Annotated in this window: 6 protein-coding genes and 1 tRNA gene; all 7 read left to right on the forward strand. The window is 58.9% G+C overall.

Features of this window, described 5'->3' with window-relative positions:
* Nucleotides 1-28: 28 nt before the first annotated feature.
* Nucleotides 29-1,606 (forward strand): heme biosynthesis protein HemY, encoded by a 1,578-nt coding sequence (locus SIN04_RS17370; RefSeq protein ID WP_134491233.1) that lies wholly within the window; start codon nucleotides 29-31, stop codon nucleotides 1,604-1,606.
* A 117-nt stretch (nucleotides 1,607-1,723) separates the two neighbouring features.
* Nucleotides 1,724-1,799, forward strand: a tRNA-Thr gene (locus SIN04_RS17375).
* A gap of 437 nt (nucleotides 1,800-2,236) precedes the next feature.
* The gene (locus tag SIN04_RS17380; protein WP_134491235.1) at nucleotides 2,237-5,287 is read left to right on the forward strand and encodes a BPTD_3080 family restriction endonuclease; all 3,051 of its coding nucleotides are present in this window, start codon (nucleotides 2,237-2,239) and stop codon (nucleotides 5,285-5,287) included.
* Complete coding sequence (dinD, locus tag SIN04_RS17385; protein WP_134491237.1) at nucleotides 5,284-6,126, forward strand: DNA damage-inducible protein D; 843 nt, start codon at nucleotides 5,284-5,286, stop codon at nucleotides 6,124-6,126. Before SIN04_RS17380 ends, dinD begins: the two co-directional genes overlap by 4 nt.
* Nucleotides 6,127-6,133: 7 nt before the next feature.
* Entirely contained in the window at nucleotides 6,134-9,112 is a 2,979-nt protein-coding gene (locus SIN04_RS17390) for a site-specific DNA-methyltransferase (RefSeq protein WP_134491239.1), read from the forward strand.
* Nucleotides 9,109-9,690, forward strand: coding sequence for a hypothetical protein (locus SIN04_RS17395; protein WP_134491242.1), 582 nt, complete (start codon nucleotides 9,109-9,111; stop codon nucleotides 9,688-9,690). The genes SIN04_RS17390 and SIN04_RS17395 overlap by 4 nt, the downstream gene beginning before the upstream one ends.
* A 9-nt stretch (nucleotides 9,691-9,699) precedes the next feature.
* Nucleotides 9,700-11,832, forward strand: coding sequence for a 3'-5' exonuclease (locus tag SIN04_RS17400; RefSeq protein WP_134491245.1), 2,133 nt, complete (start codon nucleotides 9,700-9,702; stop codon nucleotides 11,830-11,832).
* Nucleotides 11,833-11,850: the final 18 nt, after the last annotated feature.

The following is an 11,850-nucleotide window of genomic DNA, read 5'->3' on the forward strand; positions in this document are numbered from 1 at the left end:
TCCCAATCGCGCTTTTGACAGGAAACACATGATCCGCGTCCTCCTGTTCTTCGCTGTCCTCATCGCTCTGGCATTTGGCGAGGCCTGGCTCGTCGACAGGCCCGGCGAACTCGTGCTCAATTGGCAGGGGTATCGCATTGAAACCTCTGTCCTTGTCGGCATTGGCGCCATTTTCGTCGCGGCGGCGGCTCTGGTCGCCTTATGGAGCGTCATCCGTTTCATCTTCAAGTTTCCCTCCCTGATGGCGCTCGCGACGCGGGGACAACGGCGAGAGAGAGGCTATGCCGCTCTCTCGCGCGGGATGATCGCGGTTGGCGCTGGCGATGCGCTGGTTGCGCGCAAGGCGTCCGCCGAGGCGCAGAAGCTTCTCCGCGACGAGCCTTTAGCGCTGCTTTTGAAAGCGCAGGCGGCCCAGCTTTCGGGGGAGGCGAGCCAGGCCGCGGCGGCGTTTGAGGAAATGAGCAAACGCAACGATATGCGTCTTCTCGGGCTGCGTGGCCTTCACGTCGAGGCGCAGCGCCAGGGCGACGTCGAGAAGGCGCAGCAATATGTGGATGCCGCGCATCAGATCGCGCCGTTGCCCTGGGCGGCGAAGGCGAATTTCGACCATAAGGTAGCAGCCGGCGACTGGCGAGGCGCATTGGCGTTGCTCGAGGGCGCGTCGGGCGCGAAACTGTTTGACAAGACGATTCGCGAGCGCCAGAGGGCGGTTCTCGAGACCGCGATTGCGCTCGAAAAAGCGGACGCGCAACCGGCCGAAGCCTTGACGCTCGCGCGCGCCGCTCTGAAACGCGCGCCGACTCTCGTCCCCGCCATTATGCTTGCCGCAAGGCTCGCTCGCGATTCCGGCGATGTGCGCAAAGCGACGAAACTGATCGAAACCTCCTGGGCAGCGACGCCGCATCCAGATCTCGCCAAGATTTATCTGGGGTTGCATCCAGGAGACTCCAGCGCCGGCCGGCTGGCGCGGGCGCTGACGCTCGCGCGGCTCGCTCCGCGCGAGGCCGAGAGCAAAATCATGATCGCGCAGGCGGCGATCGCGGCCGGCGATTACAAGGCCGCCCGCGAAGCGATGCAGCCGTTGATCGAAGGGCCGGAGCGACCGACCGCCCGCATGTGCCGCTTCATGGCGGAGATCGAAGAGAAGCAGCATGGCGCCGCCGGCTATTTTCGCGAATGGTTGACGCGGGCCTCGCACGCGCCGCGCGATCCGACTTGGGTCGCGGATGGGGTAACGTCCGACCAATGGCGTCCGATTTCGCCGGTGACGGGCCAGCTCGACGCCTTCGTCTGGCAAAAGCCGGTCGAACGTCTGAGTTCTGGCGATGAAGTGGAGGAAGCGGTTTTCGCTCAGATTCTTCCACCGGTTCCACCCTTGCTGCTCGGTGAGGCGCAGAGCAAATCGCTCTCCTCAGCGCCAGTGACGCCGCAAGCCGAGCCGCCCGTCGCAAAGCCTGAGGCGGGCGCGGCGGTCGTCACAGACGAGGAGCCGCCGGCGCCTGAGCAATCGCGCACCGAGGAGATGGCCGCTTTGGTCCAGCAGCAGGACGAGGAAAAGGAACAGCCCAAGGAGTTCGCGCAGCTCTTCGACGTCAAGCGGAAATGAATCAGCCGGCGTCAATCTGAACGTGCTGAACTGGATTTGCAGAGGACGGTTGCGAAGCGCCGCGCTTATCGCTAAGAGGTGACGCCGAAGATCGGAGCTTTCGATCAAGACGGAATTGCCGCAATAGCTCAGCTGGTAGAGCACCTCATTCGTAATGAGGGGGTCGGGGGTTCGAATCCCTCTTGCGGCACCAGTAAAATCAATATGTTACGACGTATTTTTCTCAATCGACGGTGCCATAATATAGAAATTGTCGCCACCGTGTCGCCACCGCAAGGCTTCGAGAAAATTGTTCACGGTTTTCCTCTGCCGGCAGGTGACAGCATCGCCGCACATGAATGGCATGGAGTCGAAATCCCGTCGGGCCGAGGCGCTCGTGCGATCGGCGACTATGAACCGTTAGGGCAGGTTAGTACGTGATCTGCGGGTTAGTCGCCGGCCCTGGACCAGCCCATGCAGAGCCTCCAAGGGGGACTTAACGCCCTTTCGCACTCTTTCGCCTGGTTGCGGCGGGAGCCAAAATCGATATTGGCCCTTTTGGCGGCGGCAAAGCGGGCAAATCAATATTCGTCCCTTGCATCATTCAAGAGCGAATGTTCTCCTTCTTACAATTTTCAGAAGTGAGATTGCATGCAAGAGCGATTCTTCGAACGCCCGATCCTTAACTCGCCATACGCCTACCCGGCGCGCCATTGGGAACTCGACGCAGACGGACAGCCGACGAATCGGATCATCGAAACTCGTCGTCGTTCCGATCTTATCACGCCGGTGCCGAAGCCAAAGAAGCGTCGGCAGGCGCGCGGCCAGACGCAAATGGTCTTTGACGGAGGCGATGGCCTGTCGTCGGAGGAGCAGGAGTACAACCCGACGCCGATCATCAATGAGGTCAGAACCTACGTTGAAACGTGGCGCGCCCTTCCCAATCCGGACCAGTGGCTCGTTACTCCGGAGACCGCCCGACTCCTGAAGCATTGGAGGACTCATAAGTTTGACGGCATCCGGCCCTTCTTCTGTCAGATCGAGGCCGTCGAAACAGCGATCTGGTTGGTCGAAGTCGCGCCGAAAATGGGCGCCCGCGGCGCCAAGTTCTGGGACCATCTTAAGGGCGCAAACGAGCAGGCAAATCCCGAACTGATGCGCCTCGCGCTTAAACTGGCGACGGGCGCGGGCAAGACGACCGTCATGGCGATGCTGATCGCCTGGCAGACCGTCAATGCGGTTCGCCATCAAAACAGCAAGCAGTTCTCGCGCGGCTTCCTGATCGTGGCGCCCGGCATCACGATCAAAGATCGCTTGCGCGTTCTCTTTCCAAATGATCCCGAAAGCTACTATCGCCAGCGCGAGATCGTTCCGCCCGACATGCTGGCCGACATAGATCGCGCCAAAATCATCATCACCAACTACCACGCTTTCAAACTGCGCGAACGCGTGGACGTCGCCAAAGGCACCCGCTCCGTGATTGAGGGATGGCGTGGCGAGAAGCTTCAGACGCTCGAGACCGAAGGCCAGATGCTCCAGCGCGTCATGCCCGAGTTGATGGGCATGAAGAACATCACGGTCCTGAACGACGAGGCGCATCATTGCTATCGCGAGCGCGTCAAGGACGCGTTGGGCGAAACCGAAGGCGATTTGAGAGGCGAAGAAAAAGACGAGGCGAAGGAGAACAATGAAGCGGCGCGGATGTGGATTTCCGGTCTTGAGGCAGTCAAGCGCAAGCTGGGATTGTCACTGGTCTACGATCTCTCGGCGACGCCATTCTTTCTTCGCGGCTCCGGCTATGTCGAAGGCACGTTGTTTCCTTGGACGATGAGCGATTTCTCGCTGATGGACGCGATTGAGTGCGGCATCGTCAAATTGCCGCGCGTGCCGGTGGCCGACAATATTCCCGGCGGGGAGACGCCAAAGTTCCGGAATCTATGGGAGTATATCGGCAAGAAACTGCCAAAAAAAGGGCGAAGCTTGTCAGGCAAGTCTCTCGATCCATTGAGCCTGCCGGCGGAGCTGTTGACGGCGCTTGAAGCCCTCTATGGTCATTACAAAAAAACGTCCGATCTTTGGCAACAGGCGGGACTGAGAATTCCCCCCGTCTTCATCGTCGTCTGCAACAACACTTCGACATCTGAACTCATATACAAATACATTTCCGGCTTTCGCCGCGAAAACGACGACGGATCGACGACGCCTGAGAATGGCCGCCTTTCCTTGTTCCGCAACTATGACGACTACGGTAACAGAATTCCCCGCCCGAACACGATTCTGATCGACAGTGCGCAGCTCGAATCGGGCGATGCGCTCGACAAGGATTTTCGCGAGATCGCAGGCGATGAAATCGAGCGGTTCCGCCGTGAGATCGTCGAACGCAGTGGCGACATCAGGGCTGGCGAGACGATCGACGACACAACATTGCTGCGCGAAGTCATGAATACCGTCGGCAAGAAGGACAGACTCGGCGAACAGATTCGTTGCGTCGTATCCGTTTCGATGCTGACCGAAGGCTGGGACGCCAATACCGTCACCCACATCCTCGGCGTGCGCGCCTTTGGCACGCAACTGCTTTGCGAGCAGGTCGTCGGCCGGGGACTGCGGCGTCAGTCCTATGATTTGAACGAAGAAGGTTTGTTCAACGTCGAATATGCGGATATTTTAGGGATCCCCTTCGACTTCGCCGCCAAGCCTGTCGTGGCGCCGCCCGCGAAGCCGCGCGAGACCGTTCGCGTTCACGCCGTCAGGCCGGAGCGCGACCCACTGGAGATCGTCTTTCCGCGTGTCGAGGGCTACCGCGTCGAATTGCCGGACGAGCGCCTGGAAGCTCGCTTCACGCCGGATTCGATCCTAAACCTGACCCCTGACCGCGTAGGACCATCGGTCACCAAGAATCAGGGCATCATCGGCGAGGGCGTCGACCTGACGCTCGAGCATCTAGCAGACATGCGATCATCGACGATCCTGTTCCATCTCGCGCGGCATCTCCTTTACAACAAATATCGCAATCCAGGCGAAGAGCCGAAGCTGCATCTCTTCGGTCAGCTGAAACGCATCACCCGTCAATGGCTGGAGGGCGGCTACCTCAAATGCTCCGGCGGCACATTTCCCGGGCAGCTCGTCTATAAAGAAATCGCCGACATGGCCGCCGAGCGCATCAAGGCCGCGATCACGCTCTCTCTCGTCGGGGAAAATCCCGTCAAGGCGATCCTCGACGCTTACAATCCGACCGGCTCGACCGCACACGTCAACTTCACGACATCCAAGGAGACGCGCTGGCAGACCGATCCGCGCAAATGCCACATCAATTGGGTCATTTGCGACAGCGATTGGGAGGCGGAGTTCTGCCGCGTCGCCGAGGCGCATCCGAAGGTGCGGGCCTATGTTAAAAACCAGAACCTTGGCCTCGAAGCGCCTTACCTCATGGGTTCGACGCCGCGAAAATACATTCCGGATTTTATCGTGCAGGTGAATGACGGCAGGGACGATCCCCTCAATCTCATCGTCGAGATCAAGGGCTATCGCGGCGAAGACGCGAAGGAAAAGGCCAATACGATGCGCGCCTATTGGGTTCCCGGCGTCAACAATCTGGAAAAATTCGGGCGATGGGCCTTCGCCGAATTCACGGCGATCTATGAGATCGAAGCCGAGTTCGAGAAATTGATCAAGGGGATGCTGCCGGGAGGGCAGAGGATATGAAATCGGAGATCGTTCAGCAATTGACAGAGACCTTCGAAGGGCACGCGCAGCAGACCGAGTCAGGTGTGGAATACTGGCTGGCGCGAGACCTGCAATTCCTCCTGGGCTATTCGAAATGGGATAATTTTCAAAACGTCGTCACGAAGGCAAAAACTGCTTGCGACGTCTCGGGCCATGACGTTCGCGACCATTTTGCTGACGTCGGGAAAATGGTCGAACTCGGCTCCAACGCCCGGCGCGAGATCGACGACATTCTGCTCACTCGATTCGCCTGCTACCTCATCGCCCAGAATGGCGACCCGGCAAAGCCCGAAATCGCTTTTGCCCAGGCTTACTTCGCAATCCAGACCCGCAGGGCGGAACTCATCGAACAGCGCCTTTTGGAAGTAGAACGGATCGCCGCCCGTAAGAAGCTGAGCGAAACCGAGAAGGAGCTTTCGATCGTCATTTATGAGCAAACCGGCGGCAATCAGGATTTCGCGCTCATCCGCAGCAAAGGCGATCAAGCGCTTTTCGGACGCTCGACGCAGGCCATGAAAGCGCAATGGAAAGTGCCAGATGCGCGGCCGCTGGCGGATTTCGCGCCGACGATCATCCTGAAAGCCAAGGATTTCGCAACGGAGATCACGATTTTCAATGCCCACGCCCATGCGATGAGGTCCGAGCGGGCAATCTCGGCTGAGCATGTCACCAACAATCAGGCCGTGCGCAAGACATTGCTCGATCGCGGTATCCGTCCGGAGAGCTTGCCACCCGCGGAGGACATTAAAAAGGTCGAGCGGCGCATGGCTTCTGAGGAACGAAAGTCCCTCGCCAAGCCAAAACGGCTGGAGGACTGACTTTAAAATGGCCAAAAAACCCATCGAAGTCGATGCGCTGAAGCACGCCGAGGCGAAGCGGAAGAATATTCCGACCGCCGAGTTCGAATCCGTCATGCGGGAGGAGGACAAGACGCCGGTGCGGCTTGCCTATGAGCGGCGCAACCGCGATCTTGATCCGCAGCTTGTGTGGCGCGGCAAGGATGAGCAGGACTGGTCCGATCTCATCGTCTCGGCGCCGCCGCTCTATATTCAGGAGAAGGTGCACCCGAAGGTCATCATCGACGATCTGCGGTGCCACTCGAAAGCGCGGGCGGATGAGGCGGCGCCTCCGGCGCCCGATCTCTTCGCCGATTTCAACGGGCTGAAAGACAAGGAGGCGGCGACCGAGTTTTACCAGCACGATGCGCATTGGTCGAACCGGATGATCTCGGGCGATTCACTCTCCGTGATGGCGAGTCTGACCGAGCGCGAGGGGCTGCGCGGGCAGGTGCAGTGCATCTATTTCGATCCGCCCTATGGCATAAAATTCAACTCGAATTTTCAGTGGTCCACGACTTCGCGCGACGTGAAGGATGGCGCAAAGGACCAGATCACCCGCGAGCCGGAACAGGTGCGCGCCTTCCGCGACACCTGGCGCGACGGCGTCCATTCCTATCTCACCTATCTGCGCGACCGGCTGACTGTTGCGCGTGACCTGTTGCATGAGAGCGGATCGATCTTCGTGCAGATCGGCGATGAGAATGTGCATCGGGTGCGAGCGCTGATGGATGAGGTGTTTGGAGAAAATAACTTTGTAAGTGAAATAGCGTTTTCGAAAACAACCGGACAAACTAGCGATCTTCTCCCGACGTCCTATGACCTAATTATTTGGTATTCCAAGGAAAGAGAATCGGCAAAATTTCGGAAGATCCTCCGCGTAAAGACAGTTGGAGGCGAAGGTGCGGTGGTATACACTCAAATTGAGCATAATGATTTATCGCGCCGTCGTATGTCCAATGAAGAAATATCTAGCGGCATCTTTGACGGACGGGTTTTTGCGACTTCAGACATTCGAAGCCAGAGCGGAGGTAATGCGACGAGTTTTCCGGTAATTTTCGAGGGAAACGAATACCGTCCCGGCAAAGGATATTGGAAAACGGGCCCAATAGGTTTTGATCGTCTAGGAAAATCGAATCGAATTACTCTTGGCGGTTCGACAATCCGGTATGTCAGGTATTTTGACGACAATCCTACTTTCAGCTTCACAAATTTTTGGGCTGATACAGGGACAGGTAGTTTCACTGACGAGAAGGTTTATGTCGTCCAAACGGGCACGAAGACCATTGAGCGCTGTATACTAATGGCTACCGACCCGGGCGACCTCGTGCTTGACCCAACCTGTGGCTCCGGCACCACCGCTTATGTCGCGGAGCAATGGGGTCGGCGCTGGATCACAATCGATACAAGCCGCGTCGCCATCGCGCTTGCCCGTTCGCGTCTGATGGGCGCGCGCTATCCCTATTATCTCCTCGCCGATTCGCCCGAAGGCCAGCGCAAGGAAGGCGAGATCAGCCGCACGCCGCCGAAGACGGCGCCGACCCGCGGCGACATCCGCCATGGCTTCGTCTATGAGCGCGTGCCGCATATCACGCTGAAAAGCATCGCCAACAACGCCGAGATCGACGTGATCTGGGAGAGATGGCAGGAGACGCTCGAGCCGCTGCGTGCGCAATTGAACGCAGTGCTTGGCCGCAAACAACCATGGGAAGAATGGGAAATTCCCAGACAAGCCGGCGATCCCTGGAAGGCAGACGCGGCCTCATTGCACGCAAAACTCCGCGAAGCGATCGCCGCCGGTGATGTTGGCGAGAAATCGCAGAAGGTGCTCGCCCAACTCAACAGACTGCTCGGCCGTACCTACGCCTTCGCCACATTGCCCGCGGACGCCGTCGACCCCTGGCCAAGCCCGGAAGCCATCGCAATCCACGGCAAATGGTGGGACGCCCGCATCGCCCGCCAGAAAGAAATCGACGCCTCGATCGCCGCCAAGGCCGAGTCGGAATATCTTTACGATAAGCCCTATATCGACAAGGACCGCATCCGCGTCGCCGGGCCCTTCACGGTCGAGAGCCTGTCGCCGCATCGCACGCTCGCGGTCGACTGGAACGACGAACTGATCGACATTCTTGACGCCGTCGAGGGCAAGCGCAAGCCGCCAGAAAGGGGCATCGACCGCGACGAAGCGATGACCGACTTCGCCCAGATGATTCTCGAAAACCTCAAAGTCGCCGGCGTCCAGCAGGCGCATAAGGAAGACCGTATCGCCTTCACGAGCCTTACCGGCTGGCCCGGCAACTTCATCTGCGCCGAGGGCCTCTTCATGGAAGGCGATAAGCAGAAGCGCGCCGGAATTTTCATCGGTCCGGAATTTGGCACCGTGTCGCGTCCCGATCTCGTCGCCGCCGCGCGCGAGGCGGGCGACGCGGGTTTCGATGCGCTCATCGCCTGCGCCTTCAACTATGACGCTCATTCCGCCGAGTTCGACAAGCTCGGCCGCGTGGCGGTGCTGAAAGCGCGCATGAACCCCGACCTTCATATGGGGACCGACCTCAAGGCCACCGGCGCCGGCAATCTCTTCGTCATCTTCGGCGAGCCCGACATCAGGATCGAGGACGCCGGAGACGGCATGATCCGAGTCAAGGTGTTCGGCGTCGATGTGTTCAAGCCGCAGACCGGCGAGGTGGTCTCCGAAGGCACCGACGGCATCGCGCTGTGGATGCTCGACACCGACTACAACGAGGAAAGCTTCTTCGTCCGCCACGCCTATTTCCTCGGCGCGAACGATCCCTACAAGGCGTTGAAAACGACGCTCAAAGCCGAGATCGACCCTGAAGCGTGGGAAAGCCTCTACAGCGACACGTCGCGCCCGTTCCCGAAGCCGGAATCCGGCCGCATCGCAGTGAAGGTCATCAACCATCTCGGGGATGAGGTGATGAAGGTGTTTGGAGTGGAGTTAGAAAAATGAAAGGCTATAAAATCGTTCAATGGAACGATGCTGTTTCAAAGGTATGTAACTCACGGGACAACCCTCTTTACAAAGAAGCCGGGCTACATTGGTCGCGGCCCACAATCTGGGCCAAGGAAGATTCCGAACCAAGGTTCGATACCGAAAAGCCGTTCCTGTATTCGCTCGTTCGTAATCACGGTAAATCGCTCACGAAAGACCACATCGTGTATATCGGACTAACCACCGCTCCGAGAAGTCGCTTTGGGAATCACGAGACGGCGCACGAAATCGTCAAAAAAAATGGTCAGGTAAAGTTCAGCTATGCTCCAGTTGACTTCATCTCAGGGAAGAATCGCATCGAAAGGATTGGAAAGGCGCTTGAGGAAATCGAGCACCTGCTGATTTGGGCGGTGCGAAGCAAAGATATGTGTAATGAAAGAAAGTGCTTCACATTGCCTGGCATGGGCAAGAACGGGGGTAACGCCTGGCATATTTTTAATACGGGCTATCGCTTTTGCGGGCGAATGCCACGCGAAATCGTATTTCCTTGGATGATTGCAAAACTCGGCCGTGACAGGACGGCAAAGCCCCGATAAGGCCGCCAAATGGACTTTCGCATCGCCGATACATTCACCGACAGCCTGGGGCGGCTCACGGCGCAGGAACAGAAGGCAGCAAAGACCACCGCCTTCGACCTGCAAATGAATCCGTCGGCGCCGGGCCTATCGTTCCACAAGCTCGACCGCGCTAAAGACACGAATTTCTGGTCCGTTCGCGTGAACGCGGACATCCGGCTGATCGTCCACCGAACGCCATCGAGCCTTTTGCTCACCTATGTCGATCACCACGACGACGCCTATAAATGGGCCGAGCGCCGCAAGATCGAACGCCATCCGGCAACCGGCGCCATGCAACTGGTCGAGGTCCGCGAGCGCATCGAGGAAATCGAGATCCTTAAGCCGAAAGTGATCGAAGCGCTGGCCCAAGCGGCAAAACCGAAGCTGTTCGACAATCTGCGCAAATTCGAACTCATGAGCTTCGGCGTGCCTGAGGAGTGGATCGCCGACGTCCGGACAGCCGATGAAGACAGCCTGTTCGATGTCATCAAACATTTGCCGCAGGAGGCGCAGGAGGCGCTGCTGAAGCTCGCCGTCGGCGAGCAGCCGGAGATTCCCGCAGCAGTTCCCAAGGCGCCTTATCAAAGCGCGGCGCCCCCGGCAGTGGAGAGCGCGCCCATATTGTTCGATGCCGATGCTTTCGCGCATCCCGATGCGCAGCGCCGGTTTCGCCTGGTCAGCACCGCCGAAGAGCTGCAGCGCGCGCTCGACTACCCGTGGGAAAAATGGGCGGTCTTTTTGCACCCGGACCAGACCGCGCTCGTCGAACGCGACTATTCGGGTCCGGTTCGCGTCTCCGGTTCAGCGGGGACAGGCAAGACGATCGTCGCGCTCCATCGCGCGGTCTATCTTGCGCGCCAGAATCCGGCGGCGAAGGTCCTCCTTACGACCTTCTCCCATGCATTGGCGAACGCGCTCAAAAGGAAGATTGACCAGCTCATCGGCAATGAGCCGCTCGTCGCGGAGCGAATCGTTGTGAAGTCGATTTCCGAGGTTGGCCATGATCTCTATGCGCGCGCCTTCGGCGAGCCCAGCATTGCTTCAGCCGATCTCATTCGATCGCTGCTGTCGCAAGCGGCATTGAGCGCAGATGGCGCGAAATTCTCGCCGCAGTTCCTGTTCGGCGAATGGAGCGAGGTGGTCGACGCATGGAACCTCAAGAGCTGGGAAGCCTATTCGCAGGTTTCTCGCCTTGGCCGGAAGACCCGGCTCAGCGGCAAGCAGCGTGAAAAGCTTTGGGCGATTTTCGAGCTGGTTCGCGCTGGCCTTCGGGAGCGTGGTTCGGTTACCTGGGCTGACGTTTTCGGTTCACTTTCTGAGCGTCTCGCTGAGGGCGCGGACAGACCATACGATTTCGCGGTCGTCGACGAGGCGCAGGACATTGGCATTGCCGAAGCCCGTTTCTTCAGCGCACTTGGCGGCAATCGTCCCAACGCGTTGTTCTTCGCCGGCGACATCGGTCAGCGGATCTTCCAGCAGCCGTTTTCATGGAAATCCCTTGGGATCGACGTAAGGGGCCGTTCCCACACCTTGCGCATCAATTACCGCACGTCGCACCAGATTCGCACCCACGCAGACCGGCTCCTGCCGTCATCGATCGCGGACGTCGACGGAAATTCTGAGAGCCGACGAGGTACAGTCTCGGTCTTCAACGGGCCGACGCCCGGGGTGCGGATTTTTGATGACGCACGCGCGGAGCAGCAAGCCGTCGGGCACTGGATCGCAGACCGTCTCAAAGAAGGATATCAGCCAAATGAGATCGGCGTCTTCGTCAGGTCGGAGGATCAATTGGTGCGCGCCCTCCAGGCCGTCAAGGCGGCTGGCGGCTCGGCGATCGAATTGACCGACGAAGTTGAGGCCAGCGCCGGCCACATCGGGATCAGCACCATGCATTTCGCGAAGGGCCTCGAGTTCCGCGCCGTCGCCGTCATGGCCTGCGACGAAGATGTGCTGCCGCTTCAGGAACGCATCGAGACGGTCACGGACGACGCCGACCTCGAGGAGGTCTATAATACGGAACGGCATCTACTTTATGTTGCATGCACGCGGGCCAGAGATCAGCTTTTCGTCACGGGCATCGCTCCAGCGTCGGAGTTCCTTGGGGATTTCGCCGCGCGGTAACCGCCGTGCATACAGGAT

This window comes from Methylocella tundrae (assembly GCF_038024855.1).
Taxonomy (GTDB): domain Bacteria; phylum Pseudomonadota; class Alphaproteobacteria; order Rhizobiales; family Beijerinckiaceae; genus Methylocapsa; species Methylocapsa tundrae.

Bases quoted from the DNA above. Each gene is read 5' to 3' on its own strand.
- SIN04_RS17370 (WP_134491233.1), top strand. From the start codon at position 29: ATGATCCGCGTCCTCCTGTTCTTCGCTGTCCTCATCGCTCTGGCATTT.
- SIN04_RS17380 (WP_134491235.1), top strand. From the start codon at position 2,237: ATGCAAGAGCGATTCTTCGAACGCCCGATCCTTAACTCGCCATACGCC.
- dinD (WP_134491237.1), top strand. From the start codon at position 5,284: ATGAAATCGGAGATCGTTCAGCAATTGACAGAGACCTTCGAAGGGCAC.
- SIN04_RS17390 (WP_134491239.1), top strand. From the start codon at position 6,134: ATGGCCAAAAAACCCATCGAAGTCGATGCGCTGAAGCACGCCGAGGCG.
- SIN04_RS17400 (WP_134491245.1), top strand. From the start codon at position 9,700: ATGGACTTTCGCATCGCCGATACATTCACCGACAGCCTGGGGCGGCTC.
- SIN04_RS17395 (WP_134491242.1), top strand. From the start codon at position 9,109: ATGAAAGGCTATAAAATCGTTCAATGGAACGATGCTGTTTCAAAGGTA.